The 25,490-nt window shown below is 70.0% G+C and carries 24 protein-coding genes and 1 tRNA gene; 10 read left to right on the top strand and 15 right to left on the bottom strand.

Features of this window, described 5'->3' with window-relative positions; all coding sequences use genetic code 11:
• Positions 1-19: 19 nt before the first annotated feature.
• On the bottom strand, positions 20-805 hold the full coding sequence (locus ACF068_RS19795) for a DUF2470 domain-containing protein (protein WP_392275543.1): 786 nt from the start codon (positions 803-805) through the stop codon (positions 20-22).
• 125 nt (positions 806-930) lie between these two features.
• Between ACF068_RS19795 and ACF068_RS19790 the strand changes: the two genes are divergently transcribed.
• Positions 931-1,893, top strand: a complete 963-nt coding sequence (locus ACF068_RS19790) for a DMT family transporter (RefSeq protein ID WP_392275542.1) — start codon at positions 931-933, stop codon at positions 1,891-1,893.
• Between the two features lie 39 nt (positions 1,894-1,932).
• Here the strand turns inward: ACF068_RS19790 and ACF068_RS19785 are convergent, their stop codons facing one another.
• Entirely contained in the window at positions 1,933-2,769 is an 837-nt protein-coding gene (locus tag ACF068_RS19785; RefSeq protein ID WP_392275541.1) for a ribonuclease BN, read from the bottom strand.
• A 106-nt stretch (positions 2,770-2,875) separates the two neighbouring features.
• On the opposite strand from ACF068_RS19785, the gene ACF068_RS19780 reads away from it, so the two are divergent.
• A complete protein-coding gene (locus tag ACF068_RS19780; protein ID WP_392275540.1) occupies positions 2,876-3,328 on the top strand; it encodes an iron chaperone in 453 nt (150 codons plus the stop codon).
• 132 nt (positions 3,329-3,460) lie between these two features.
• On the opposite strand, the gene ACF068_RS19775 is transcribed toward ACF068_RS19780, so the two are convergent.
• The gene (locus tag ACF068_RS19775; protein WP_392275539.1) at positions 3,461-3,694 is read right to left on the bottom strand and encodes a hypothetical protein; all 234 of its coding nucleotides are present in this window, start codon (positions 3,692-3,694) and stop codon (positions 3,461-3,463) included.
• 4 nt (positions 3,695-3,698) lie between these two features.
• Positions 3,699-4,265 (bottom strand): DUF5994 family protein, encoded by a 567-nt coding sequence (locus ACF068_RS19770; RefSeq protein ID WP_392275538.1) that lies wholly within the window; start codon positions 4,263-4,265, stop codon positions 3,699-3,701.
• 344 nt (positions 4,266-4,609) lie between these two features.
• On the opposite strand from ACF068_RS19770, the gene ACF068_RS19765 reads away from it, so the two are divergent.
• From ACF068_RS19765 to ACF068_RS19750, 4 genes are all read left to right on the top strand, one after another.
• The gene (locus tag ACF068_RS19765; protein ID WP_392275537.1) at positions 4,610-5,974 is read left to right on the top strand and encodes an ice-binding family protein; all 1,365 of its coding nucleotides are present in this window, start codon (positions 4,610-4,612) and stop codon (positions 5,972-5,974) included.
• A gap of 308 nt (positions 5,975-6,282) precedes the next feature.
• Positions 6,283-6,855, top strand: coding sequence for a DUF5819 family protein (locus ACF068_RS19760; RefSeq protein ID WP_392275536.1), 573 nt, complete (start codon positions 6,283-6,285; stop codon positions 6,853-6,855).
• Positions 6,842-8,047: an HTTM domain-containing protein gene (locus ACF068_RS19755; protein WP_392275535.1), complete on the top strand. Its 1,206-nt coding sequence runs from the start codon at positions 6,842-6,844 to the stop codon at positions 8,045-8,047. Before ACF068_RS19760 ends, ACF068_RS19755 begins: the two co-directional genes overlap by 14 nt.
• 137 nt (positions 8,048-8,184) lie before the next feature.
• The gene (locus ACF068_RS19750; RefSeq protein ID WP_392275534.1) at positions 8,185-9,315 is read left to right on the top strand and encodes a PP2C family protein-serine/threonine phosphatase; all 1,131 of its coding nucleotides are present in this window, start codon (positions 8,185-8,187) and stop codon (positions 9,313-9,315) included.
• A 97-nt stretch (positions 9,316-9,412) separates the two neighbouring features.
• On the opposite strand, the gene ACF068_RS19745 is transcribed toward ACF068_RS19750, so the two are convergent.
• From ACF068_RS19745 to ACF068_RS19705, 9 genes are all read right to left on the bottom strand, one after another.
• On the bottom strand, positions 9,413-12,037 hold the full coding sequence (locus tag ACF068_RS19745; RefSeq protein ID WP_392275533.1) for an RICIN domain-containing protein: 2,625 nt from the start codon (positions 12,035-12,037) through the stop codon (positions 9,413-9,415).
• 40 nt (positions 12,038-12,077) lie between these two features.
• A complete protein-coding gene (locus tag ACF068_RS19740) occupies positions 12,078-14,438 on the bottom strand; it encodes a non-reducing end alpha-L-arabinofuranosidase family hydrolase (RefSeq protein WP_392275702.1) in 2,361 nt (786 codons plus the stop codon).
• A gap of 319 nt (positions 14,439-14,757) precedes the next feature.
• The gene (locus ACF068_RS19735; protein WP_392275532.1) at positions 14,758-16,320 is read right to left on the bottom strand and encodes a sigma-70 family RNA polymerase sigma factor; all 1,563 of its coding nucleotides are present in this window, start codon (positions 16,318-16,320) and stop codon (positions 14,758-14,760) included.
• Positions 16,321-16,660: 340 nt separating this feature from the next.
• Complete coding sequence (locus ACF068_RS19730) at positions 16,661-17,062, bottom strand: DNA-binding protein (protein ID WP_392275531.1); 402 nt, start codon at positions 17,060-17,062, stop codon at positions 16,661-16,663.
• Positions 17,059-17,307, bottom strand: coding sequence for a hypothetical protein (locus ACF068_RS19725; protein WP_392275530.1), 249 nt, complete (start codon positions 17,305-17,307; stop codon positions 17,059-17,061). The genes ACF068_RS19730 and ACF068_RS19725 overlap by 4 nt, the downstream gene beginning before the upstream one ends.
• Positions 17,308-17,845: 538 nt before the next feature.
• Positions 17,846-18,187: a hypothetical protein gene (locus ACF068_RS19720; protein WP_392275529.1), complete on the bottom strand. Its 342-nt coding sequence runs from the start codon at positions 18,185-18,187 to the stop codon at positions 17,846-17,848.
• 192 nt (positions 18,188-18,379) lie between these two features.
• Complete coding sequence (locus tag ACF068_RS19715) at positions 18,380-19,756, bottom strand: hypothetical protein (protein WP_392275528.1); 1,377 nt, start codon at positions 19,754-19,756, stop codon at positions 18,380-18,382.
• A 2-nt stretch (positions 19,757-19,758) separates the two neighbouring features.
• Positions 19,759-20,352 carry a hypothetical protein gene (locus ACF068_RS19710; protein WP_392275527.1) on the bottom strand — a complete coding sequence of 198 codons (594 nt, stop codon included), beginning with the start codon at positions 20,350-20,352 and terminating at the stop codon, positions 19,759-19,761.
• Between the two features lie 412 nt (positions 20,353-20,764).
• Positions 20,765-21,220 (bottom strand): NUDIX hydrolase, encoded by a 456-nt coding sequence (locus tag ACF068_RS19705; protein ID WP_392275701.1) that lies wholly within the window; start codon positions 21,218-21,220, stop codon positions 20,765-20,767.
• 577 nt (positions 21,221-21,797) lie between these two features.
• On the opposite strand from ACF068_RS19705, the gene ACF068_RS19700 reads away from it, so the two are divergent.
• The gene (locus tag ACF068_RS19700; protein WP_392275526.1) at positions 21,798-22,529 is read left to right on the top strand and encodes an XRE family transcriptional regulator; all 732 of its coding nucleotides are present in this window, start codon (positions 21,798-21,800) and stop codon (positions 22,527-22,529) included.
• 54 nt (positions 22,530-22,583) lie between these two features.
• Here the strand turns inward: ACF068_RS19700 and ACF068_RS19695 are convergent.
• Positions 22,584-22,657 (bottom strand) — tRNA-Gly (locus ACF068_RS19695).
• Between the two features lie 226 nt (positions 22,658-22,883).
• On the opposite strand from ACF068_RS19695, the gene ACF068_RS19690 reads away from it, so the two are divergent.
• From ACF068_RS19690 to ACF068_RS19680, 3 genes are all read left to right on the top strand, one after another.
• Positions 22,884-23,057, top strand: a complete 174-nt coding sequence (locus tag ACF068_RS19690; RefSeq protein WP_392275525.1) for a hypothetical protein — start codon at positions 22,884-22,886, stop codon at positions 23,055-23,057.
• Between the two features lie 69 nt (positions 23,058-23,126).
• Complete coding sequence (dcd, locus tag ACF068_RS19685) at positions 23,127-23,702, top strand: dCTP deaminase (RefSeq protein ID WP_336323542.1); 576 nt, start codon at positions 23,127-23,129, stop codon at positions 23,700-23,702.
• A gap of 2 nt (positions 23,703-23,704) precedes the next feature.
• Positions 23,705-24,202: a phosphoribosyltransferase gene (locus ACF068_RS19680; protein ID WP_392275524.1), complete on the top strand. Its 498-nt coding sequence runs from the start codon at positions 23,705-23,707 to the stop codon at positions 24,200-24,202.
• Between the two features lie 60 nt (positions 24,203-24,262).
• Here ACF068_RS19680 and ACF068_RS19675 read toward each other — a convergent pair whose 3' ends face one another.
• Complete coding sequence (locus ACF068_RS19675; RefSeq protein ID WP_392275523.1) at positions 24,263-25,162, bottom strand: Yip1 family protein; 900 nt, start codon at positions 25,160-25,162, stop codon at positions 24,263-24,265.
• Positions 25,163-25,490: the final 328 nt, after the last annotated feature.

Here is a 25,490-nt window from a genome sequence, read left to right as displayed (position 1 = left end):
GGTGGTGCCGGGGCCCGGGTCACGGCCGGGTGTACAGGCGGGGGCGCCGGCGCGGACACGCGTGCGCGGCGGCCAGCAGCCGCTGCACGCGGTCCCCGAAGTCGGCCGCCTCGCGCACCGGGACGGCGAACGGCAGCCGTACGTCGGCGTGGTCGCGGACGCGCTCCAGCCGCAGCGTGAGCCCGTACCGGTCGACGCCCACCGGCACCACCCGGCGGACGCCGTGCAGGTGCCGCGGCTCCACCAGCCGTGCGAGCCGGGCCACCGCGTCGGCGTGGTCGTCGGCCAGGTGCATGAGCAGTCCCGCCTCGTGGGCCGCCAGCGGATCCGCCTCGGCGAGGACCAGCTCGTCCAGGCCGACGCAGACGCCCCCGTCGCCCGTCCCGCCCCCGTCGCCCCCGTCGCCCCGGACGAGCGTGGCCCGTACGGGATCCAGGCGCAGGGCGACACCGTGCGCCGCCGTCCCGGCTCCCGCGTCGTCCTCGGTGAGCCACCCGGCGAGCGTCACCCTGGCCCGTACCCGCTCCCGTACGGCGGTCGGCGCCACGTCGGTGAAGTGCAGCACGGTCGCCAGGTCGCCCCGGGGGGCGCACACCACGGCCGCGGCGAGGTGGCAGTCGGCCGGCAGGCGCAGCGTCAGCCGGCCCCGTTCGTCGAGGGCGTGCGCGCCGGTCAGGTCGCAGCGGTATCCGTGGGTGGTCACCGTCAGGGACCGGGCGGCGACCAGCACGGACCGGACCCGTTCGGCGCGGGTCGGTTCGGTGCGGGTGGGTTCGGGCGGACGGGCGTCGGGGCGACTGCTCACCACTCCTCCTTAGGTAAGGCTTGCCTAACTTAGCGGACGGGCGGCAGCTCCCGCCACCTCCCCCCGGACCGCCGATTACGCTGTCCGGGCCCGGGGCCCCGTGCCCCCTCCGCCCGAGGAGTCCCATGAGCGTCACCGCGGCCCGCCGCGCCTGGCCGACCGATCTGCCCGTCCTGCTCGTCGCGGTGGTCTGGGGCTCCAGCTATCTCGCCGCGAAGGGCGTCACCACCGGCGGGACCGTACTGGCGGTCCTGGTACTGCGGTTCGCCGTCGTCCTGCCGGTACTGGTGGTGGCGGGGTGGCGACGGCTCCGCGCCCTGAGCGGCGCGCAACTGCGCGGAGCGGGCGTCCTCGGCCTGATCCTCGCCGGGATCTTCGTGATGGAGACGTACGGGGTCGTGCACACCTCGGCGACCAACGCCGGGCTCATCATCAGCCTCACCATGATCTTCACGCCGATCGCCGAGAGCCGGCTGCGCGGTACGCCCCTGTCCCGCGGGTTCGTCGCGGCGGCGGGCCTGTCGGTCGCGGGTGTGCTGCTGCTGACCCAGGGGGCGGGGTTCAGCGAGCCGTCGGCCGGCGACCTGCTGATGCTGGGCGCCGCCGTCGCCCGTACCGTGCACGTCCTGGCGATGTCGCGGATGCGGTCGGTACGGGGCGCGGACGCCCTGTCGCTGACCACCGTCCAACTGGGCGGCTCGGTACTGGTGTTCGCCCTGCTGTGCGCCGCGCCGGGCACGGGTGCCACCCCCTGGGCCGCGGCGGCGGACTTCGGACCGGCCGACTGGGCGTGGCTGCTCCACCTCTCGGTGTTCTGCACGCTGTTCGCGTTCTTCGTCCAGATGTGGGCGGTACGCCGCACCTCCCCGTCCCGGGTCAGCCTCCTGCTCGGTACGGAACCGGTGTGGGCCGCCGTGGCCGGCATCTCCCTCGGCGGTGACCGGCCGGGTTGGCTCGGCCTGCTGGGGGTCCTGCTGATCCTGGCCGGTACGGCATGGGGCCGTACGGCCGCCGACGGAGCCGAACGCCCGTCCCCCGCACCCGCACCCGCCCCGGCTACCGCCCCGGCTCGCGAGGCCGCCCGGTAGCGCGCCGGGTCCGCGGGCCGGCCCGCACCCCCCACCCGCTCACCCCCGCCGTCCCCGGCGCAGTGAACCCGCCACCCGCGTGAGCTCCTCGTGGACCAGGCGCCCCGCCAGCGCCCCGCCGAACACGACCACGCCCGCGCCGACCAGCCAGGACTGGAGGACGAGCACGGTGCCGACGGGACCGTAGGTGACCGTGCTGGAGGCGATGAGGGGGGAGAAGACGAGCTGGGAGAACACCCGCAGGCCGAGCAGACCGATCACGGTGGCCACGGCGCCGGGCAGCAGGGCCCGCCAGGCCACCCGGCCGCCCAGCAGCAGCCGCTGGGACCACCAGAAGAACAGGACCCCGCTCAGCGCGGCGGCGAACGCGCCGGCCGGGACCTCCTGCCGCAACGTGGTGGTCCCGGAGAGGAAGACGTACGCGGTGAGCGCGACCAGCCACACCACGTGCCGCCACCGCGCCCACCAGCGGGCCTGGCCGAGCCCCCACACCTTCTCGTACCCGGTCTGCATCGCCGCCCCGAAGGTCAGCCCGAAGAGGGTGAGCGCGGCGATGCCGAACGCCGTCGTGGTGCGCAACGCCTGGCCGGGGGTCGTGAACAGCCGCTCCACCTCGTTCCGGGACGTGCCCGACACCCCGAGTCCGTCCGCCAGCCACTGCGCGAACCCCCGCCCCCGCTCCGGATCGGCCGAGGACACGATCACCAGGAGCGGTACGAGTGTCAGGAGCCCGAGAGCCGCGAACCCCAAGGCGCGCTGGCCCAGTTCGAGGGACGTGCCGCGCCGCCACGCCCGCCCCACGGGTGAGCGCCCGACCGCACGGCGCAGCCGGCCGAACGGATGGGGACGACGGGCTTCGCTGAGTGGCTTCGGCATCCCTGTCGACTACCACGCCATCGATCAGTTTCGGAGAAGCCACCCCAGGGGCCGCATGGCTAGCGTGAGACGCACCCCATCGAGCACCGCCGGAGAGGACATCGCCATGACGGACACGCAGGCCACCACGAGCTACGACGGCTTCACCGACGAGGAGCGGGCCGCGATGAAGGAGCGGGCCAAGGAGCTGAAGGCCGCCGGCCGCCGCGTCCCGCGCGCCGCCAAGGCCGACGGGGAGGCCGACGTACTCGCGAAGATCGCCGAGATGGCCGAGGCCGACCGGGTCCTCGCCGAACGCGTCCACGCCCTGGTGAAGACCGCCGCCCCCGCCCTCACCCCGAGGCTCTGGTACGGGATGCCCGCCTACGCCAAGGACGGCAAAGTCCTCTGCTTCTTCCAGAGCGCCCAGAAGTTCACGTCCCGCTACGCCACCCTCGGCTTCAGCGACCGGGCCGCCCTCGACGAGGGCCCGCTCTGGCCCACCGCCTACGCCCTGGCCGACCTCACCCCCGCCGTCGAGGACCGGATCACCGCCCTCCTCCGCCGGGCGGTGGGCTGACCCCGCCCCGCCCCGCCCCGCCCCGTCCCCGCCCCCGTCCGGGATCGGCAACGACAACGACCCCGGCGTGTACACACCGGGGTCGCCCTTCCGGGTCGGTCGCACGTGAGAGTGTGCCGACCCGCTTTCATCCTAAGTCCGATGACTCGTTTCCGGCATCGGTGACTTTTCGGGCCTCGTTCTGTCGGTACGGCCCGCTCGGAGGCCGCTCCGCTCCCGGCCGCCGCGCCTGCCGATCCCCGGCAGGGCGTCGCTGTAGCGGAAGGCCGCGATCCTTTCGTCGTGCTGTGTGTTGAGCAGGTGGATGACGATCACGCCCACGCCGATCATGGCGATGATCAGGGCGACGACGATGAGGGTTCCCATGTCCTCACCGCCCTCGGGAGGCGCCGAGGGGCCCGGCCGGGTCCCCGCCCGGCGAAGCGGCTCCGCCGTCGGTCTCCCAGCCTTCCTCGCGACCGCGGGCCTCCGTCCCTTCGCGGGTGGCCGAGTCCTCGTCGGCCATCAGCGCGCTGGCGGTGCTGAGGCCGCCCGGAGCCGCGGCCGCGGACATGAGCCGGGCGGCTGCGGCCGCACCCGTCTCCGCTGGGACGACCAGGAGGTCCATGCGACCCCTGGTGTAGGAGAGAAGGATCAGCTTGTTCCGGTCCTGCTCGGCGGCGAACCAGCCCACATGCACGGTGTGCCCGGTGACGGGCACCTTGCGCGGGATCACGGGCCACAGGGACGGGTTCACCGTCACCCGGGTGACCCGGCCCCAGGGGACGTCCAGTGCGTCGGTCAGAGCGGGCAGTTCACGGGCGAGGTCGCGGGAGCGGGGCCACCAGGCACCGTCCAGGAGACCGGGCGCCGATCCCGCCGGGACCATTGACAGCCGCACCGGTGGTGAGGGCGCGGGCCGCTCGGTGAGGGTCGTACGTTCGATGGTCGCGGTCATGACGCGGACCTGACTCCGGGCGCCTCAGGCGTCCCGGTGTTGTCGCTCGCCGGGAACGGCACCGGCGGGAAGCCGGTGTGCGAGGTGCTCCCGGTGCCTCCACTCTACTCCGGCCGACGCCCCGGGGACGGGCCGCCGACGAGCGCGCCGGCCGTCCTCGTGGCCGTGGTCGTCGGACCCTCGTATTTTCTTTGCGGCAAATGGAGGGCTTCCGGGAAACACTCCGGCGGCGCGTAACCCCGTCTAGCAGTCTGCGTAATATGCCAGCCGAATGAAGCGGGCGATTCCGGACATTCCGGCTTTCGCTGAACGTGCCACCATCCCCCTCAGGAGCTGGCTTCTCGATGACGCTGAATACCTCTGCCGCGCCGCATTGGCGCAGAACGTCGGCCTGGATGGCCGCGGTGCTCACCCTGGTGATCTCCGCCGCCGTCGTGGCGGTGACGCCGACGCGGGCGAACGCGCTCGCCCAACCCGTACTCCTGGGCACCGCCGACAGTTTCGCCGTCCTGGCCGGTCAGTCGGTGTCCAACACCGGAGCCTCGGTCATCACCGGCGACGTCGGGGTGCACCCGGGAACGGCCATCACCGGATTCCCGCCCGGGCTGGTGGACGGGACGTTCCACTCGGCGGACGCCGTGGCCGCCGGGGCCAAGAGCGACCTGGTCGCCGCGTACAACAACGCGGCCGGGCAGTCCTCGGACATGGCGCTTCCCCCGGACGCCGGCGGTCTGACCCTGGCCCCGGGCGTGTACACGGCATCGTCCACCCTCGGTCTCACGGGCACGCTCACCCTGGACGGCGAGAACAACCCGGACGCCATCTGGGTGTTCCAGGTCGGTTCCGGCCTGACGACTGCTTCCGCGAGCAGCGTGAGCCTCATCAACGGTGCCTCGCCGTGCAACGTGTTCTGGCAGATCGGCAGCTCGGCCACCCTCGGCACCCAGACCGACTTCGTGGGCACGATCATGGCCCTGACGTCGATCACCGCCAACACGGGAGCGGACATCGTGGGCCGGGCCCTGGCCCGCAACGGTTCCGTGACGCTGGACACCAACACGATCACCCGACCCGCGTGTGCCGGCGGGACCACGGGCGGCACGACGGGCGGCACCACCGGTGGCACGACGGGCGGCACCGCTACCGGCGGCGTGATCGCCGGCACCACGGGCGGGACCGGGGGCACCACCAACGGTGGCACCACGGGCGGCGTCGGTGGCGTGCTCGGCGGTGTGACGACCGGCGGCACCACCGGTGGCGCGCCCGGCGGAGTCGTCGGCGGTGTGCTCGGCGGAGTGACCACGGGTGGCCTCATCGCGGGCACCACGGGCGGTACCACGGGCGCGACGATCGGCGGCGTCCATGGCGGCACCACGGGCGGCGGCGGTCCCAAGCCGCCGCACAAGCCGCCGCACAAGCCCGGTAAGCCCGGTAAGCCCGGCAAGCCGGGGAAGCCGGGTCACGGCAAGCCCGGTAAGCCCGGACACGGCCATGGCCATGACCACGACCACGGCAAGCCCGGGCGTGGCAAGCCCGGTCACGGTAAGCCCGGACACGGCAAGCCGGGCAAGCCCGGTCACGGCAAGCCCGGGCACGGCGACAACGGCAAGCCCGGCGGCTACGGCGACCGCGCGCGCCACCTCGACCTGGACCTGGACCTCAAGGGTCACGGCCGGCCCGGTACGCACGGCGACGACATGAACGGGTAGCGCCCGTGGGCGAGCCGTGCGCGACGCCGGCTCCCCACCAGCGTGAGTGGAACGCGTGGCGCGCGGTGGACCTCCGGGTCCACCCCGCGCCACGCGCGGAACCGCGAGAACCGGAAGAAGCGGACATGAACAGCGGGACGGGAAGGCCGGGTGGGGCCGTGCTGGGCGGCGTCGGGCAAGCGGAACCGGTGGGGTCGGAGCACTCCGGCACCGGTTCGGCCGAGAGGGGCGGCGGCAGCGGTCCGCCGGCGTCACACGGTGGTGCGAGACCACCGCACCGCTCGCTGAGAGCGGCCACGGGAGCCGCCGTGGTCCTGTGTCTGGCGGCGACGCTCATCCATGTGGTGCTGGTCTTCCTGCACGTGGCACCCGCCAATGCCGTCTCGCAGCGTTACAGCCGGCAGATCGACGCCTGGATCTACCCGGTGTTCGAGCAGAACTGGCGGCTCTTCGCCCCGGATCCGGAGTCGGTCAACCGGCAGATCTCCGCGAGGACCATGCGTACCGCTCCGGACGGCACGGCGGAGGTGAGCGGATGGTTCGACCTGAGTGGTGTGGACACCACCGCGATCGAGCACAACGTCTTTCCGAGTCACACGACCCAGAACATGCTCCGCCGTGCCTGGAGCTCCTACCTCGAAACGCTCGGCGGTGACGACCTGCCGCGCTCGGAGCGGGCCGTGATGATCCAGCGGTACCTCCGCAACATCGCGGCGGACCGGGTCGCCGACCGGCGTGGCGGCTCCTTCGACTCCATCCAGCTCCGGGTCGTCACGCTGCCCGTGGGCGCACCCGGGTCCGCGCGGAGCGACCGCCCCGCCACCGCCGTGGACACCCGTTACCTGCCCTGGTGGAAGGTGGCCCCCCATGGCACCGACTGAGCCGACCACGCCCATGACCGCACCCACGCCCATGACCGCACCCACGCGCGCGACCGCACCCACGCCCACGCCCACGACCCCCGGGCCGTCGGCGTACGGCACCGGGCGAGCGGGCTCGCGCACGGTGACGCGGTGGGCACTCGACCGTCTCGCCGCGCTCTTCGCCCTCCTGGTCGAGCGGCCGGTCTCCCTGTACGCGGCGGCGGTCCTGCGCATCGGGTACGGGCTGCTCTACCTCGTCTTCCTGCTGCGCGAGTTCCCGCACCGCGACGAGATCTGGGGGCCCGGCTCGCCGTGGACTCCCGTACTGGCGCGACAGCTCTTCGACCAGACGGGCTGGGCGAGCATTCTCACCCTGTCCGACAGCCGCGCCTACTTCGAGCTCTGCTACGGAGCGGCTGTCGTCACGTCCGCGCTGTTCCTGCTCGGCTGGCGGACCAGGGTGGTGTCCGTACTGTTCGCCCTCGTGGTGGCCTCGTTCCACGCCAGGGCGATCTTCATGACGGACGGCGGGGACAACCTGATCCTCCTCATGGCCGTCTACCTCGTCCTCACCGCCTGCGGCCGGCGCTGGTCCCTCGATGCCCGCCGGGCCCGTCTGCGCTCGGCCGCCGGGCCGCGGCCACGCCTCCCGTGGCCGCCGTTCGCGGGCGAGCTCCGGACCCATCTGCGCGACGCCCGGCTGAGCCTGGTCACCGTCCTGCACAACTGCGGGATGCTGGTCATCGCCGCCCAGGTCTGCTTCCTCTACGGCTCCGCCGGCCTGTACAAGGTGCAGGGCGGCACCTGGGGAAACGGGACCGCCCTGCATTACGCCCTGAACCTGCACCTGTTCCGGCCGTGGCCGGCCCTCTCCGCCATGGCGGACGACCACGAGGTGCTGATCGCCGCGGCGTGCTACCTGACGGTGCTGCTCCAGGTCGCCTTCCCCTTCGTCCTCTTCGGCAGGCTCAAGTACCCCGTCCTGGCCGTGCTGCTGACCATGCACGTGGGCATCGCGGTGGTCCTCGGCCTGCCGCTCTTCTCCGCCGCGATGATCGTCGCCGACGCGGCCTTCCTGCCGGACCGCTTCTACCGCTCCCTGGGGCCGCTGTGCCGGCGCGCGGTCCGGCGTACGGGCACCGGCGGGAAGGAGACACCCCCCGGCCCGGAAGCCGGCCTCGTCCCCGCGCAGCCCGGACGGGCCGGCTGAGTGGCCGCCGCCGGACCGTACGGCGCGGCCGCTCGGTGCGCCGGTCACGCGCCGCCGGCCGACCGGCCCGCCGTGCCGCCCCGCCCCCGCCCACGCGTGACCGATCGACGCCCCTTATGTCCCGATATGATGGCTTTATGATCAAGCTTGGCCGGCTGCGGCGCCGCCCCTTCCACGGCGACAGGTGGGAAGCCACTGCTCAGCTGTCCCCCGTGGTCCTCACGGTCCTGATCGCCGCCCTGGCGTTCTCCACCCCCAGGGAGATCGCCTTCAGCCGTCTCCTGCCCGCCGCGCCGGCCCTCGCCGCCGCACTGTGGCCGGTGCTCCCCACGATCCTGCTGGGGACGTTCTGCCTGCTGGTCATGATCACGCTCAGCTTCTTCCACACCGACCTGGGCACGCCGTACACCGGGGCGGCGATCGTCGCCGTCACCCTGGCCGCCGCGTACGCGAGCCATCTCCGCCTCCAGCGGGAGGAGACGCTCTTCCACGTCCGGCTCGTCGCCGACGCGGCCCAGAAGGTGCTGCTGCGCCCCCTGCCCTCCCGTATCAACGACGTCGAGATCGAGTCCCTGTACCTGGCGGCCCAGGAGCAGGCCCGGATCGGCGGCGACTTCTACGAGGCGGCCGACACCCCCTTCGGGGTGCGGCTCATCATCGGCGACGTGCGCGGCAAGGGCCTGACCGCGGTGGGCGCGGCCTCGGCGGTGATCAGCTCCTTCCGGGAGTCCGCGTACGACGAACCCGATCTGCGGGGCATCGTCCGGCGCCTGGAAACCAGCATCACCCGCCACATCGCCATGTTCCCGGGCCCGGACGTGCCGGAGCGCTTCGCCACCGTCCTCATGGCGGAGGTCCCCCGCGGCGGCGGCATCATCAGGCTCCTCAACTGCGGCCACCCACCGCCGCTGCTGGTCCACCACCGGTCGACCCGCGTCCTGGACCCCTCCACCCCCTCCCCGCCCCTCAACCTCTCGACGCTCATCGGAGACACCTACTGCGTCGACACCGTCGCCTTCGCCCCCGGCGACCAGATCCTGCTCTACACCGACGGCGTGACGGAGACCCGGGACCGAGCGGGTGAGTTCTTCCCCCTCCCCACCTGGATGCGCGCCCAGGACCCGATGCCTCCCCGCGAGGTCCTCGACCACCTCCACCGCGAACTGCTCCGCTACAGCGGCGGCCGCCTCGACGACGACATCGCGGCCCTCGCCCTCCGCTACGACAAGCCCCACACCCCCCGCCCCCGCCCCACCGGCTCCCGCTGACCCCCCCCGCGAACGCGTCCACACGCGCCGCGGAGGTCCCCCGGTCATGGCGCGGGGCCGCGGGCTGGTGTGCCCGCGGCCCCGCTCGGGCGTCGGGTCAGGACGGGTCGCCGTACTGGAGGCCACGTCCGTTGGTGCCGACGTAGACGCGCCCGTAGGTGTCGGGGTCCCCGGTGATGACGCCGACGGCTCCGATGCTGCCCCACTGGTGGGCGTCGTCGTTGACGCGGAGCCAGGTGGCGCCCCCGTCGGTGGAGCGGAAGACGCCGCTGACGTCCTTGACGGTGCCGATCAGGTACAGCGCCTGGTAGGAGGCGCCTGGTGCGGCTTTGCCGAAGCCGAGCGCGGAGGCGGACCGCACCGTGGTGAGCGTGGTGAAGGTGCGGCCGCCGTCGGTGGAGTGCAGCAGCCCCTTGGCATCGCCGGCGATCCACAGGTCCCCGGCGGTACCGGGGACGGCCGTGAGCCGGCCCGCGGGCAGGTTGGTGGCGCGGGCGGTGAAGCTCGCGCCGCCGTCGGTGCTGACGTGCAGAGTGCCGCCGGCCAGTGAGTAGAAGGTCCTGGCCGAGGAGCGGTCGGCGACGACCACGGCGTCGGTGCCCAGGCCGCTGACCTTCGACCAGCTCGCCCCCCTGTCGGTCGACCGGTAGGGGACCTGACCGGCCTGGGTCCAGACGATGGTGGAGCCGTCCGCCGAAAGCGCCGCACGGCCGCTGTCGGCGCTGCCGACCGGCTCCGACGCGAAGCCGTTCCAGGTGGTGCCGCCGTCGGTGGAGTAGGCACCGTCCTTCTCGCCGCCGCGGCCGACGCGGACCATCACCGAGGGGTTGGACTGGGCGAAATCGATGTCGGTGCTGTTGGTCATCATCGGGTTCTTCAGTCGCCCGGCGGGCACCTCGGTCAGGGAGTCGTGGCGGAACCCGCCCAGATCGCCCATGGCCGTGACGACGTGGGCGCCACCGGGCGGGGCGATCGCGTCCAGCAGCGAGGTCTCCTCCAGCCCTCGGGCCCCCACGGTCCAGTGACTGGTGCCGCCGGTGTCGGTGGCGGTGGCGTCCTTGCTGCGCCAGATGCCGCTGCCGGTGCCGTACAGCACGTGCCCGGAGTCGAAGGGGTCGATGGCCAGGGCGGTCATCCAGTGCCCGACGCCGGTACCGACGTAGGGAGCGGCGGAGGCGTTCCGTACCGATGTCCCGGCCAGTGCCTTCCAGGTCGTGCCGCCGTCGGTGGTCCGGTACACCTCGTCCTCGGGCCACCAGCGGTCGAGGGTGGTGACCATCACCGTGGAGGGCTTGCGCGGGTCGACGGCCAGACCGGAGAACCCGTAGTCGCCCCGGGAGGGGGAGACGTCCTTCCACGCCCCGTCGGCCGGCGTGTGCTTCCAGACCGAGCCCGCCGTCACGCCGTTGGGTCCGAGCGCGTCGGTGTACGTCAGGTACAGCGAGCCGTCACCGGAGAGCACGCCGTGCTGCGGCAGCCGGCCGGTGGGCTGCCCGGGGACGGCCTGCCAGGTGCTGCCGCCGTCGGTCGAGCGGTAGAGGGAGGTGGACCTGTCGGCGACGCCGACGTAGACCGTCCTGCTGCCGGCCGGGCCGTACGTCACGAAGGAGACGCCCGCGCCGCTGCTCGCCCCGTCCCTGACGGGGAACGAGGAGACCTGGCTCCAGGTCGCGCCGTGGTCGGTGCTGCGCCACAGGCCGTTCTTGCGGGTGCCCAGCAGCAGGGTGCCGTTGTTCGCGGGGTCGATCGCCAGCCGTTCGCCCGCCCCGCGGCCGTCCTCGTTGCCGCCCAGCTTGAACGGCAGATCGGTGCGCTGGAAGGTGCGGCCGCGGTCCTGGGAGCGCAGGATCGCACCGTTGCCGGCCCACCCGTTGGTGTAGGTGCCCGTGGCGAGGTAGAGCCGGCCGGGGTCGACGGGGTCGGTGGCCAGCGCGTCGATGCCCAGCAGGTTCCAGTCCTTCTCGCCGAGCCAGTCGGTCAGCGGGATCCACTGCTCGGCCGCGCTGTCCCAGCGGTAGGCGCCGCCCATGTCGGTGCGTGCGTACAGCAGCCCCTTCTCGCGCGGGTTGAACACCAGCCCGGTGACGTAACCGCCGCCCACCACCGGGGCGTTTTTCCACACGTACGGTCCGGTCCCGGCCGCCTGCGCTCCGGCCGCCCTCACCAGCTTCCACTGCTGGTTGGTGCTGCCCCTGCCGGGATACTGGATGACCGCCGCCCCCTGGGCCGTGGAGCCTCCGGAGACGTCCAGGACCTGGCCGCTCCTGCGGGAGGTGAGGGTGACGGCGCCGGATCCGCCCACCTCGTCGATCCGCCACTCCTGTGCGGAGGAGGAGGTGTCGGTCTGCTGCTCGGCGGCGGCTCCTTCGGCGGTCGAACCGCCCGCTATGCCCAGCACCTTGCCGCTGTTGCGGTTCACCAGCTCGTAGTAGCCGTCCCCGGCGGGGCGCAGCTTCCACTGCTGGTTGGCGGTGTTCTGGTCGGTCCACTGCTGGATGCGGGTGCCGTCGGCGGTGGAGAAGGCGTTCACGTCCAGCGCCTTGCCACTGCGTACGGAGACCAGCCGGTAGTAGGTGTTGCCGTCGACCGTCGCGGCCTCCGAGCCGTCCTGTACGAACAGGAGGTACGGCACGAGGAGGGCGGGCGCACCGATCAGCAGTCCGGTCCCGGTCCAGCGACGGCGGTGACGCCGCCGGCGCGCGCCGTTCGTGGGGTTCTTCATGGGGGGTCGTTCTCCTTGCGTTTACCGTGGATCGGGCGGGTCAGCGCTTCAGCGTGAGGACACCCGGCCGGTACGGCAGCCGGTCGTAGGGGCCGTCCGCGGTCGGGGACTTGCCCTGGTAGAGGAACTGCAGGTTGCAGGGGTCGATGGTCATGGTCTGGTCGGGGGTGGTGCGGACCAGGTCACCGTGGCTGATGTCGCTGGTCCAGGTGGCACCGCTGTTGGCCTTGCCCGCGAAGGGGTTGCTTTCGCTCGCGGCCTGCGGGGTCCAGGGTCCGCTCAGGCTGGAGGCCGTGAACGAGCGGAAGTAGCGGCGCTCGTTCGCTCCCCGAGCCTCGACGATCATGAGGTACTGGTTCTGGCCCTGGACCTTGTAGACCTGCGGCGCCTCGAAGAGGTTCTTCGTGGTGTCGCTCATGACCGTCGTGTACGACGAGCCGAAGTTGCCCGGGAAGTTCCCGATCGGCATGCTCGCCCGGTAGATCTTGCCGTTGTCACCGGCGAAGAACAGGTACATGTTCTGGCCGTCGGCGATCAGGGTCTGGTCGATCGGGCCGGTGGGCGAGTCGGTGCGGGGGATGGTGCCGGTGAACAGCGGCTGGGGCGCGGACCAGCCGTTGGGGTCGGTGGGGTCGCTCGACGTGCGGTAGCTGAAGGGCCACGCACCCCACTGGTACGCCAGCACCCAGATCTTCTTGGGCGCGAAGTAGAACAGGGTGGGCGCCACCGCCTTCTGGCTCATCCCGGTCTGGCCGGCCGACGCCATGTCCGACCAGTTCGTGAAGGGGCTGAACGCCATCGAGCCGTACGAGGTCCCCGACGCGCTCGACGCGTAGACCAGGTGCTTGCCCTTGTGCACCACGTGGGTGAAGTCCTTCACCGCGTCCCACCCGTTCGCCGGCTGCGCCAGCGCACCCGTCGAACTCCACTTGTACGTCGTGGGAAGAGCACACGTACTGCCGCCCGTCCCGGACGGGGCGGTCCACTTCTGGTTGTCGACGGCCGCGCAGGTGTAGAGCTGGATCCTGGTGCCGTTCGCGGTGGCCGCGCCGACGGCGTCGAGGCACAGCCCGGATTGGACACCGGTGATCGTGCCGTTGGTGTTGACGTTCCACTGCTGGTTGGCGCCGCCGTTGCAGTCCCAGATGACGACCGGGGTGCCGTTGGTGGTGCCCTTGCCCTTGGCGTCCAGGCACTTGTCGCCGTGGATCTTGAGCTGCTTGGCGGCGGTGAGGGTCCAGCGCTGATCGGCCCGTCCGCCGCAGTCCCCCAGTTGCGCCTGGGTGCCGTTGGCGGTGGCCGGGTCGGGGAGGCCGATACAGCGGCCGGAGGGCACGCCCCTGATCTCTCCGGTGCCCTCGGCCGGCGTGGCCGGGGAGGTACCCGAGCCGGAACGGAGGGCGTCCATGACGGCGCCGTACGCGGGTTTGGGCTTGCCGTGGCCGTCGAACAGCAGGGGGCTTTCGTCGCTGCGCCAGGAGTCGCTGTCACGGACGCCCCACACCGTGATGCCGGTGCACCGGGCCACGGACAGGCAGGCCTTCACCGTGTCGGCGTAGTGGGCGGGTGACGCCCCGGCGATGTCCAGCTCGGTGATCTGGACGTCGACACCCAGGGCGGCGAAGCTGGACAAGGTGGTCCGGAAGCTGGACGGCGGGCCGCCGGTGCCGAAGTGGCTCTGGAACCCGACGCAGTCGATCGGCACGCCGCGGGAGCGGAAGTCCTTCACCATCCTGTAGACGCCCTGGGTCTTGGCGTCCGACCAGTTCTCGATGTTGTAGTCGTTGTAACAGAGCTTGGCCGAGGAGTCGGCCGCCCGGGCGGTGCGGAACGCCTCCTCGACGAAGCCGTCGCCCAGCACGTCCTGGAAGACCGAGCTGCGGTGCCGGCCGGAGCCGTCGGCGAACGCCTCGTTGACCACGTCCCAGGCGTAGACCTTGCCCCGGTAGCGGGCCATCAAGGTGGTGATGTGGTCCTTCATCACGCCGCGCAGCGTCTGCGCGTCGCGGATGGACCCGACCCAGGCCGGGAGCTGCCGGTGCCAGACCGGGGTGTGGCCGCGCACGCGCTGGCCGTGCGCCAGGGCACGGTCGACGATCTTGTCAGCGGCGCCGAAGGTGTACCGGCCGCGGGACGGTTGGACGGCGTCCCACTTCATCTCGTTCTCCGGGGTGATCATGTTGAACTCCCGGTCCGCGATCGCGGTGTACGCCGGGTCGCCGAGCCGGCCTGCGGCCACCGCCGTGCCGAAGTACCGGCCCGAGGGGGCCGCCTGGGTACCCAGGGCCGCGGCTCCGGCGGAGCTGGGGAGGAGCGTCACCACACCGGCCACCACCGCCGCGGCCGACAGTCCCGCCGTCAGTGTTCGGCGACCCCGGCGGAACCGGTGCAGGCCCTTCATGTCTCCTCGGGTGCCGCGGGCCACCCGGGGTGCCGTCATCTGCGTATCGGACGCCCGGTGTTCGTGGGTGTGTCGTCTCATGGGAGGCGCTTTCTTCAGGGGATGCGTCAGCGGGGGAACCCGCCACGCCGGCACGGATCGTGTCGGCGGGAAGGGCACCCCTGAAGTGGAGGCTTCCGGACCGGCGGGCTCGTAACAGAAAAGTCGCGCCGTCCGGACGATCGCCCGGTGATGCATCTCGCGGGCGGAAAGTGTTACGCCGGGCCCCGCGGCCCGCTCGCCCTGCCGAGCGACCCGGTCCCGCGTGCCGGGGGGCGTCTCAGGCCCGCGCGCCGCGCACGACGAAGGAAGCCTGGCCGGCGAAGGCCCGGGTGCCGTCGGAGCCGTCGAGCCGGATGCCGCCGTCGCGGTGGCGGAGGACCGATCCGGGATAGTTGTGCGCGTGCAGGGTCACCGACCCGGCGACCGCCCCGGGACGCGGACAGAAGGTGGCGTCTTCGCGGAACAGTTCGCTGCCGTCGTCGGTGCTCAGCCGCAGCCGCAGGTAATGGTGGCGAAGATACCGGCCGTCCGCGGCGAGGAAGGTGACGCACCGTGCGTCGGCCAGTCCCTCGACGACCGTGAAGGTGACCCGTTGCCGTGCGCCGTCGCTGCTGGACGCGGAGACCCGGCCGAGCGTCGCGAAGTCGCCGGCGTACGTGACGAACAGGCCGGGCTGGTCGACGGACTCCAGCGACCGTGCGCCCAGCGGAACAACGCCCGTGACGGCGGACGGACTCACCGGGGACGGTTCGGCCGACGGGGTCCGGGTGCTGCGCGACGGGATCGGCGTGGGAGTGCCGGCCGTGGGAGCGGCGACGACGCCGGGCGCCCGAGGCGCCGGTTCGGGCCAGGTCGCGTAGGTGGCGGCCCCGGCGACGATCACCGCGCCGGTGGCGAGGCTCACCATCGGATGAGCGGTCACCGCGTGCAGTTTGCCGATCAGCGAGCCGTGCAGCCCGCCTCCGCCCACCGCCGTGCCGACGGTGGTGTGTGCCGCGGCCAGCCCGGCGGCGCCCGCCGCCGTACCCGACAGCAGGCCCTTGGCGGCCAGCGCGGCGATGAGCGTCGCCGGGACGGCCAGCGGCGCGATATCGAGGAGCAGCAGTTCGGCCGGAACCCGTTGTGTCGTCGTCGCCGTGCACACCGGGCAGGCGCGGGTGTGCCGCGCGATCCGCTTGCGCCACACAGGTGTACGGAGACCGTCCCAGCCGACGACGGTCTCGTTGAGCTGCGGACAGCGCGGGTTCGCCTCCAGCGCGGCGACGATGGTCCGGCTCAGATCCAGTTGCTCGCGCATGCGCTGGAGGCGTACTCCGGCGTGGGCCGCACTGAGCCCTGTCGCGTCGGCGATGTCGTGACGGCTCAGCAGGCCGGCGCATTCCTGCCACCACAGCGACAGCAGCACCCGATGGTCCGGGTCGAGCCACCGGGCGGCCTCGACCACCTGGCGGCGCTCGTCCGAGAGGTGCAGACGCAGCATCGTCCTGTCCTCGAGCGCGGCGCCGACGGCCGGTACCCGGAGCGCCTCGTCCATGACCGTGGTCCGGTCGGCGAGGGTGCGTTGCCGGTGCCAGTGGGAATTGATCTGACGGAGCGTGATCGACACCAGCCAGGACCGGAAGCTTTCCGGGGCACGCAGGGCGGGCAGGTCGCGCACCACGCGCAACAGGGTTTCCTGGACGACGTCGTCGACGTCGGCATGTCCGCTCAGCGCTCGCCCGACGATGTTGTAGAGCAGCGGCAGGTATGCGGCGAGCAGCTCCTCGCGCGCCCGTTCGTCACCGGCCTGCGCCGCGACGACCAGCCTCGCGTGGTCCGCGTCCATGAGCCCCATTCCCATCCCCCACCTCCCCCGAAGAAGCGATCCGCCGATCACGGCGCCACACCTTAACGTCGGCGAGGTACACGGCCAAAGCGCGCGCTTCGGACCGATGAACCGGCCCCGCCCGGGCCACCCCCAAGCCCCCCTGAGGCACCACCCACGGCCCCCCTGACCCGGTCCGGACAAGAAAAGGGCCCGGGTCGATGACCTGGGCCTTCTGCGTGGAGCGGGTGACGGGAATCGAACCAGCGTTCTGAGCTGGGGAATCACCGGTGGTTCGGGCTGTTGGACGGGCTCCGACCTGTGCACGGATGGGGCACGGGTGGCGGCAGTGCAACAGAGCCTGAGGGCCGGCGGGTCAAAGAGGAATGATGCGGATCTGGCTGCCGCAGAGTTTGGCCATGTCGTCGCTGTCGGACGTCAGCAGAGCGACGGGTTTCGGCTGGCGAAGCGCGACTTCGGCGACCGTGGCGTCGATGGCGTATTCGTGCCCGTGCAGTCCGGCGTCTTTCAGGAGTTCCGCTGCCGCTTTCGCCGCTTGTTCGGTGACCGGCTCCACTTTGACGCGGGACAGAGCCCAGTTCAGGCGAGGCATGTTGGTTCGGGAGTGGCTGACTTCCACGATGGTGTTCGCTCCGATGACGAGGTCGGCTCCCATGTCGTGGAACACCTGCAGCATGGCGAGGAGCTTGCGGTCCTGCGCGATCCAGGCGGACAACCCTTCCGCGTCCAGGACGACGGTCTCGATGCGCTCGCTCACGCGGCGTCCGCGCCCTTGGAGGAGCCGGCGGAGCCGAAGATCTTCGCGCGGGCCTCGGCGAGCTCCTCGTCGCTGAAGGATCCGTGCTCCTCCTCGTGGCGGCGGAGGTCGTTGCCCAGGAGCTGGTGCCGGATCTGGCGAGCTACGGCTTCCGCCACATAGCCGGAGACGTTGTCCGTGAGTCTACGGAGCTCCGCCACTTGGTCGGTGGGCAGTGTGACAGTGATGCGAGTAGTCGATGACATACTCGGAGCATACTGGAGTATGCGTGAGGTCGTCCGTGATGGGCGCCCTGAGCTCCGACCAGGTGCCTGTAGTGGTGGGGTGCTGCCCTGTCGTGTGTCAAGGATTGTCCGCCTCAACGGATTAGGGCGTGAAGGGCCGATGTCGATGCCGATGCCGATGCCCCGGCGCCGGCCAACCCGGCCGACACGACGTCGGCCGGGCGGGCACCCGATGGAGGGGTGAGTGCACCGACGGTCACGCCGAGCGCCAGTTACTTGTGCCCTACGGCACTGACCAATTTCGTCAGCGACGTGCCGTGCAGACGCTTAAGCAGGAATCTGGACGACCTCGTGCGCGCCGCCCGTGCGAAGGCCAGAGAGAAGCCTTCTGGGCAAGGTCCCTGAACCGATCCGGACAACAAACAAGGCCCTGGTCTCCGACCAGGGCCTTCGTCATGGAGCGGGTGACGGGAATCGAACCCGCGCTCTGAGTTTGGGAATCACAGGAGATGAGGGTTGACCGTTGTGCACCGTCTCATCGGGCACGCATCGGGCACGATTACTCTGGAGACAATTGATCCGGTTGGTGCTTCTTGCGCAGATCTTCAAGTTGCTGCTTGTGTAGCCGCTGTTCATGATCGAGCCAGTCATCAAGCAACTCGTTCCATCTTGCTGCTAGCCGCAAATGTGCGAGCCTGGCTCGGCGCAGGGAGTCTGCCAGGTAGAGGCTGGCGATGGGCCAGGCCATCCACCCGGGCTTGTCCAGTCCGCGCATGAGCACATGGGCCATGAGGGCGACCACCAGGAAAGTCACGATCATGCCCGGGAAGTAGCTGTGGTTGGGCACGGGGAAGATCGGCATCCGTGCTTCCTCGTCGTCAGTCCCTTTGCTGCGCTTCAATGCGCGCCTCCTCCAGACGGTTTTGGACCAGGATGCACGGCTTACCCTGGGGCGTGCTAAAGCGAGAACTTTGCCTCCAGTCAGGCATCGGGGCAGGCAGCCGAAGTTTCTGTGTGTCTCTCCATGCTGCCCGGGAGCCGGCACCGTCCAAGGGGCGCGTCTGCGCTGGATCCTCACCGATGTGCCAGGCGATCAAGCAGTCTCCGTCCCGTCATGTCGTGAGAAGTTCACCGAAACGTCCCAGAGCAAGGGGAGTGCAGAGCCTAGCCAATCCTCGAGGCAGACGCGGGCGCTGGTCACTGCTGTTGCATCCCGCTCGAGGAAATCGCAGTGTATTTCTTGCCCTCCTGGCGACTTCGCAGTAGCGCGAATCACGCGCGCTTTCTCGAGATAACTGGCAGGCAGGGCGGACAGGCTTTCCGCAAGCAACACGCTGCGGATCCCCTGGGCTTCTACGGTGAAACTTTCTGAACCCTTTCGCACCGTGAGTTCGCTCAGGTGGATATTTCGAGAGCGGCGGTGGATATCCTCAATGGAAAGTCCGTATGCCGCGTCGGGCCTAATGTGGCGCAGGTTGCTTGCATTCTGTGCAAAGTAAGCCGCGTAATCCTCCCCCCGCAAGCACAAAGACTGACGAGTGACAGTCCAGGTGGGCTCAACGGATTCGCTCAGTGCGAGCTCGCCCCCAATCACTCGCATCTGCCTAGACCACAGGCGGTCTAGATTCTCTCGAATAAGATGCTGGAGATTCACAGGGGCATCCGTGATTTGGAGCCTGGACAACTGCTCGACGGAAACAGAGGCTCCTAAGGCTCGCCAGAAGTCGGGGTCATCGATTGGGTCGAAATGAAGAAGGTACTCCAGTGATTCGTCACCGATTTCGCCTGACAATTCCTTAGGTCCCGGGAATCCATCGATTCGCCCCTGGGAGGAAATCCAGACTGCTTGAAGAAACTGCGTCATCTGCCTGGATTGCGCCGGAGCAAGATACCGCTCAAGGGCACGTACTGCGTTCCCGGTTGCCTCGACCTGAGCAACACGCGCGCCCTCAAACCCGCGATTCACACTTGCTGAGATGGCATCTGCACCACCCGAGTCCATGAGCCCCCGGCCGCCGCGAATTAGTGCGGTGGAGACCAGGTTGGCAATGTTGTGATCCTTTCTATTCCGAGCAAGGCGGTCCATGCCATGGACGTCGGTCACCAGGACGTTATTCTCGTGGCTCAATTCGGCCACTGCATTCAACGACTCGGAGAGGTCCGAACCGCCGTTAAGGCCGTACACAATCGGCTGCATTTCGCTGACGGTCTCGACGTCTTCGGCGAAGTACTCGGGACTGTCTGGTAGTCGCAAGAAGACATAGCGCTTCTCGCGCTTATTGCTCCCCGGCCAAGTAAGGACGAGATCCGGTGAAAAAGTATGGTTAAAGTACTCGGTACTCTTGATGTTGATGCGAGGGTCCACGTCACGGAGTTCGCGGATGACCAATTCTTTAGTACGCCGAGCGCTGGAGTTCGGGTTCGGGTCGAAAAGGGCATCCCGCAAGGCTTCAGCGTAATCGGACTTCATCGCTAAACCTCCTCCGTCGTCTCGCGATCCCGTATCCAGCCGAGATGCTTTTTGCTGATCACGAGTTCTTCCTGGCGTTTACTGAGGAGGATTAGCCAGAGGCGGTCGGCGACCTCTTTACACGCTTCCTCGTCGACCAACTCTTCGGCTTGATCAGGGTCGGCGCATCCCAGGCACTTGTGATGATGAGCGAGGGTTGCTGCTCGAACCTCGGCAGCCGTGCAGAGCTTCGACCATCTGTTAAGCGAAAATGGGTGCCATGTTATCCACATGAAATTATCACATCGATCGGGCCTTGTTTTATAGGCGCGGTAGCATTTAGCCAGGTACTCGACATACATGCTGCCTTGATGGCCTGGCGTTTCATAGAACTTCGACTCAACCAGGAATTCCTGACCTTCGAACTGTCCGCCAATAAGCAGGCCGCCAAGGTCATAAGAGAAAGTCGATCCGTCCGCCCAATCGAACGTAAGTTTCGGGATCGCTGTGGGGTTCGGATTGACCCATCGGGCATTCGCGCGGGTTGTGGCGTCGAGCCAATGCTTGGCTCGCCGGGCCCCCTCTTCGCCCTTGCTATGCAGAAGCTCTCCCGACATAGCCAGAGCGTACCCAATGGGTTCTTGGGCGCATACCCTGCGTGAGGAAGGGGGGATGGCTGCGTACAGGTCGGTGGAGCGGGTTTCGCCGGTGGCCTGCCCGGTCTGGGGCCGAGCATGATCAGGGGGCCGTGCGCTGGTTGGCAACTCGGGCAGGCTTTGAACCTGCCCGTAATGAGCACGAGTGGCCCCCTGGTCTTGCTCGGCGCGGGACCCGGACCGGGGAGGTGGCTAAAGCCGTGGAGCCGACCGCCCCAGCCACAGCGGGTTTCTCCCACCAGCAACCCTGAGCCGACCGGCGTGCGGCCGGCGGCCGGGCCGGAGCGGGGCGGAGACAGGAGCGTCGGCCCGGACGACGGGCCGCGCGCGCCGCGCTGTGCGCGGCGGGTGCCTTGATGAAGTAGGGAAAGTCTTACCGCGCTGGAAGCAGGTGGCGTCCGTCGTGGCTCCGGACATGCGGGCCATTCCCGTCTAGGGCGTCCAGCAGCCGGACTGCGTAGACCTCGGACATCCGCTCGGTGATCTCTGCGGGCGTGAGCCAGTCGACCGCCAGGGGCTCAGCCGACGTTCGTTCGGTGCCCCCGGAGGGCTTGCAGCGGAACACCAGGGCGACGATGCCCCGAGCCGTGTTCTTGTAGACGCCGGTCAGTTCGTCGACCTCGACGTGGATGCCGATCTCTTCCCAGACCTCGCGGGCTACGCCCTCTTCCGGTGACTCCGCCAGTTCCAGCACTCCGCCCGGCAGTTCCCAAGTCCCGTTATCAGCGCGCCGAATCGCCAGGAGCCGGCCGTCCTCCCGCACCACCGCTCCCGCCACGGATACGGAGTGCAGTGGTGTCCCCGGGGCTGGCTCGGGGGCGGTGACCATGGGCGGGCTTGCCACGGCATGTCCCCGAGGCGGGGACCCGAGGAGCTGCAACAGCTTGGACACCGCCTCCGCAGTGAGCAGACCGATGTAGACGTAGGGCTTCCCACTGCTGGTCAAGACGGGCCGTACGTGGCGTGCCTGCCCAGGGGGGAGGCCGAGGGACACGAGGGCCGACCACAGCCCCCTGGCTGCCTGGCCGGCGATCGAACGGCTGTCGTGGAGGTGGGGGGTGTCGGCATCCGTCAAGGCGATCACCTGGTGCGGTGGGGGTGGTTGCGAATCTCGACCGATGCGTCCGTCGCCTGCGAGTAGTCACCTTCGTCCCGGGCCGCACTCCGTCGCGCCGCCAGCGCGGCACAGGTGGCGCATCCGCTGACGGGACGCGGAGGCTCGGGCGGGATCGGCAGGTAGACCGGGCGGTGCGGGTAAGTCCTCGGGTCGCTCATAACGGGAACGATGCTCCCCCCTTACGGACGTATCTCGGCGATGGCGCGGACAGTTGAGACGCCCGGCGCTACCGTGCGACAAGGCCCAAACGTCGTAGGGAGAAGCGTTGAACGTCGCTTTACGATCGGCTATGGCGGACGCGCGGCTCACGCCCCGCAAGCTTGCCGCCCGTATCGGAGTGGCGCCCAAGACCGTGGAGCGATGGCTGGCCGACGCCGAGCTGGTGCCGCATGCAAGGAACCGTGTCGATGCCTGCCGGGCACTGAAGGTGGACGAAGAGATGATCTGGCCCAAAGCCTTACAGGACCGTGTGAAGTCGGGGCACGACAGGGAACTCGTCCACGCCTATCCGTACCGCTCGGCATGCCCGTCGACGGTCTGGGGCGAGTTGATCGAGGAGGCTCACGACCAGATTTTTCTGGCGGGGTACACCAACTACTTCGTCTGGCTCGAACAGCCCGCCTTCGCCGAGACGCTCCGGCGCAAGCTGGACACGGGGTGCAGGGTGCGCTTCCTGCTCGGTGACCCGGACAGTGAGGTCACACGACAGCGTGAGCTCATCGAAGGCGTCGCCCTGAGCGTGTCCACCAGGATCAGAATCTCTCTGGAACACCTGGAGCACCTTGGTGCCATGGACGGACTCGAGGTCAGGTTCAGCAGTGCCGAGGATGCGGTGAACCACGTCTCCCTGTCGGTCTTCCGGTTCGACCACCAGGCCCTCGTCACGCCGCACCTGGCTCGTCTCGTCGGGCACGACTCGCCACTGCTCCATCTGCGCCGCCAGGGCGAGGGCGGAATGTTCGACCGCTTCGCCGAGCATGCGGAAGAACTGTGGAGCCGGGCCGTTCCCGCGAACACCTAACGCGCGGGCCGACCCAACAACAAAGCCCCGGGCCATCGGCCTGGGGCTTCTTTTTGGAGCGGGTGACGGGAATCGAACCCGCGCTCTGAGCTTGGGAAGCTCATGTTCTACCATTAAACTACACCCGCGTAACACGCACCGGAGATCCGGTGTCGTATCGTCGCTCACTGTACCCCATCGGCAGGCCCCCGGTGTATCGCGCCGCGGGGTCTTCGTGCTGTGTGGGGGACGGATCCAGGTGCGTGGGGCGGGAGTTGGGGCATACGGTGGGGGGACGGGGTGCCGCCTGGAGTGGTGTCCTGTTGATCCCCTAATGTGGCTTTCTCGTCCACGCATTGTTGGGGAAGGGACTTGATGGACTCCATGGAGCGCACCGTCGTCCGCTGTGCCGAGGGGCACGTGTTCAGTACCGCTTCGTTCCCGATGCAGCAGCTCGGTGCCGGCCGGATCGGGCCGGGGAGGCTGCTGCGGTGTCCGCGCTGTGCCCGGCTGCGGCAGGCCGTGCCCGTGGTGCTCGAGCGGCGGTAGTACGTGGTGGGAGGCGCGCGGGGGTCGTCCGATTGGGGCGGGCCCGCGCGCTCTGCGTATCCTCGGGGCGTGCTTCTCTCAGACAAGGACATCCGGGCCGAGATCGACGCCGGGCGGGTACGCATCGACCCGTACGACGACTCCATGGTGCAGCCCTCGAGCATCGACGTGCGGCTGGACCGCTACTTCCGGGTGTTCGAGAACCACCGCTACCCGCACATCGACCCCGCGGTCGAGCAGGCGGACCTGACGCGGCTGGTCGAGCCGGAGGGGGACGAGGCCTTCATCCTGCACCCGGGTGAGTTCGTGCTGGCGTCGACGTACGAGGTGATCAGCCTCCCCGACGACCTGGCCTCGCGGCTGGAGGGCAAGAGCTCGCTCGGGCGGCTCGGCCTGGTGACGCACTCGACCGCCGGGTTCATCGACCCGGGGTTCTCCGGGCACGTGACGCTGGAGCTGTCGAACCTCGCCACGCTGCCGATCAAGCTCTGGCCGGGCATGAAGATCGGGCAGCTCTGCATGTTCCGGCTCAGCTCGCCGGCGGAGTACCCGTACGGGTCTGAGAAGTACGGATCGCGGTACCAGGGACAGCGGGGGCCGACCGCCTCGCGGTCCTTCCAGAACTTCCATCGGACGCAGGTGTGAGCATGAGTGACGTACGGGAGAACCTGACCTACGAGAAGTTCGGGACGGCGATCCGCGAGCTGGCGCAGACCATCGCGGACGACGGCTACGAGCCCGACATCGTGCTCAGCATCGCCCGCGGCGGCGTGTTCGTGGCGGGCGGGCTGGCGTACGCGCTGGACTGCAAGAACATCCACCTGGTGAACGTGGAGTTCTACACCGGCGTCGGGACCACGCTGGAGATGCCGGTCATGCTCGCGCCGGTGCCGAACGTGATCGACTTCAGCGACAAGAAGGTGCTCATCGCCGACGACGTCGCCGACACCGGCAAGACGCTGAAGCTGGTGCACGACTTCTGCCTCGGCGCGGTCGCCGAGGTCCGCAGCGCGGTCATCTACGAGAAGTCCCACTCGCTCGTGAAGTGCGAGTACGTGTGGAAGAAGACCGACGAGTGGATCAACTTCCCGTGGAGCGTGCAGCCGCCCGTCGTGAAGCGCGAGGGCCAGGTCCTCGACGCCTGAGCCGCACCGGCACGCGGAAGGCCCCCGCCTCGGCGGGGGCCTTCGCGTGACGTACGGGCGTCAGATCGTGCCGAGCTTCAGCAGGGACAGCAGCGCCACGAGCTGGATCGCCGAGGCGCCCAGGGCCTTCGGCCAGTGCAGGTCGTGCGACTTGCTGACCATCGACGTGAAGAGCGCGCCGGCCGCCAGCCAGGACAGCCAGCCGACGATCTGGACGAGGGTGTTCTCGCCGCCCAGGAACAGCGCGAAGAGCAGGCGCGGCGCGTCGGTCATGGCCATGATGATCATGGACAGGCCGACGGTCGGCTGCCAGGCGCCGTCGCCGCCGAGCTGGCGGGCCAGGGTGTGCGTGACGGCGCCCAGGATCAGGCCGCCGACGACGAACATGACGCCGGTGACGAGGACGTACGGGATCGCCGTGGAGAGCGTGGCGTTGATGGCCTCCTCGCGGGCCTGGTCGAACCCGAAGAGGGCGAGCAGGCCGTAGAGGAAGGTGACCACCAGGGCGGGGCCCCAGACGGCGTGGTCGCGCATCTGCCAGAACGTCGGGCCCGGGCGCATGACGATGCCGCTGAGGAGCTGCTTCCAGTGCAGGCGCGGTCCCGACGGGGCGGGGCCGGCGCCGGCCTGGTAGGTGGCGCCGTCCTGGTACGCGGAGCCGTCGTCGTACGCCTCGTCGTGGATGCTGAACGCCCGGGTGTGGCCCGGGTTGTTCGCGGCGTACGGGTCGTGCGCGGGAGCGGCGGGCGCCTGCGCGTAGGGGTCGCCGAAGTACTCCGGCTCGCCGTACGGCTGCTGCTGCTGCTGCCCGTGCGGGTACGGCTGCTGCCCCTGGGGCCACTGCTGCTGCTGTGGTTGCCCGTACGGGGGTGGTGCCGCCGCGGCGCCGTAGGGCGCCCGCTGCGGTCGTTGTTGCGGGGTGCGGTTGTCCCGGCCGCGTCCGATCCTGAATCCAGCCACGTCACCGAACGTACCCGGTCCCGCCGTGTTCGGTGGACGGGCCATGGAGGGGCGGGTCCTTTGCTGCGGACCTGTGACATCCCCTAGGGGCCGGAATGGGGGCGGAATCAGGGCTTTGTGGGCCGGTTCCTGCGCTTTTGGGGGCGAGCGGGGGAAGAGCGGGACGGGGCGGGCGATTACTGTGCAGTAGGTCACAGGACCCCCTGGCGACACGAAGCGGGGGGGCCCCCCCCCCCCCGCCGCCCCGGCCCCCCCCGGGGGGGGCCGGGGGCCCCCCCCCCCCCCCCGCGCGGGGGGGGCCGGCCCCCCCCGCCCGCGCCGCCCCCGC

The sequence above is a fragment of the Streptomyces sp. NPDC016309 genome (assembly GCF_043077235.1).
In the GTDB taxonomy this organism is placed as follows: domain Bacteria; phylum Actinomycetota; class Actinomycetes; order Streptomycetales; family Streptomycetaceae; genus Streptomyces.
This window is presented reverse-complemented; position numbering and strand designations above follow the sequence as displayed.

Excerpts from the sequence above, each read along its gene's own strand:
- ACF068_RS19790 (WP_392275542.1), top strand. The coding sequence starts at position 931 with ATGAGCGTCACCGCGGCCCGCCGCGCCTGGCCGACCGATCTGCCCGTC.
- ACF068_RS19785 (WP_392275541.1), bottom strand. The coding sequence starts at position 2,769 with ATGCCGAAGCCACTCAGCGAAGCCCGTCGTCCCCATCCGTTCGGCCGG.
- ACF068_RS19780 (WP_392275540.1), top strand. The coding sequence starts at position 2,876 with ATGACGGACACGCAGGCCACCACGAGCTACGACGGCTTCACCGACGAG.
- ACF068_RS19775 (WP_392275539.1), bottom strand. The coding sequence starts at position 3,694 with ATGGGAACCCTCATCGTCGTCGCCCTGATCATCGCCATGATCGGCGTG.
- ACF068_RS19770 (WP_392275538.1), bottom strand. The coding sequence starts at position 4,265 with ATGACCGCGACCATCGAACGTACGACCCTCACCGAGCGGCCCGCGCCC.
- ACF068_RS19765 (WP_392275537.1), top strand. The coding sequence starts at position 4,610 with ATGACGCTGAATACCTCTGCCGCGCCGCATTGGCGCAGAACGTCGGCC.
- ACF068_RS19755 (WP_392275535.1), top strand. The coding sequence starts at position 6,842 with ATGGCACCGACTGAGCCGACCACGCCCATGACCGCACCCACGCCCATG.
- ACF068_RS19750 (WP_392275534.1), top strand. The coding sequence starts at position 8,185 with ATGATCAAGCTTGGCCGGCTGCGGCGCCGCCCCTTCCACGGCGACAGG.
- ACF068_RS19745 (WP_392275533.1), bottom strand. The coding sequence starts at position 12,037 with ATGAAGAACCCCACGAACGGCGCGCGCCGGCGGCGTCACCGCCGTCGC.
- ACF068_RS19740 (WP_392275702.1), bottom strand. The coding sequence starts at position 14,438 with ATGAAGGGCCTGCACCGGTTCCGCCGGGGTCGCCGAACACTGACGGCG.
- ACF068_RS19735 (WP_392275532.1), bottom strand. The coding sequence starts at position 16,320 with ATGGGAATGGGGCTCATGGACGCGGACCACGCGAGGCTGGTCGTCGCG.
- ACF068_RS19725 (WP_392275530.1), bottom strand. The coding sequence starts at position 17,307 with ATGTCATCGACTACTCGCATCACTGTCACACTGCCCACCGACCAAGTG.
- ACF068_RS19715 (WP_392275528.1), bottom strand. The coding sequence starts at position 19,756 with ATGAAGTCCGATTACGCTGAAGCCTTGCGGGATGCCCTTTTCGACCCG.
- ACF068_RS19710 (WP_392275527.1), bottom strand. The coding sequence starts at position 20,352 with ATGTCGGGAGAGCTTCTGCATAGCAAGGGCGAAGAGGGGGCCCGGCGA.
- ACF068_RS19705 (WP_392275701.1), bottom strand. The coding sequence starts at position 21,220 with ATGGTCACCGCCCCCGAGCCAGCCCCGGGGACACCACTGCACTCCGTA.
- ACF068_RS19700 (WP_392275526.1), top strand. The coding sequence starts at position 21,798 with ATGGCGGACGCGCGGCTCACGCCCCGCAAGCTTGCCGCCCGTATCGGA.
- ACF068_RS19690 (WP_392275525.1), top strand. The coding sequence starts at position 22,884 with ATGGACTCCATGGAGCGCACCGTCGTCCGCTGTGCCGAGGGGCACGTG.
- ACF068_RS19680 (WP_392275524.1), top strand. The coding sequence starts at position 23,705 with ATGAGTGACGTACGGGAGAACCTGACCTACGAGAAGTTCGGGACGGCG.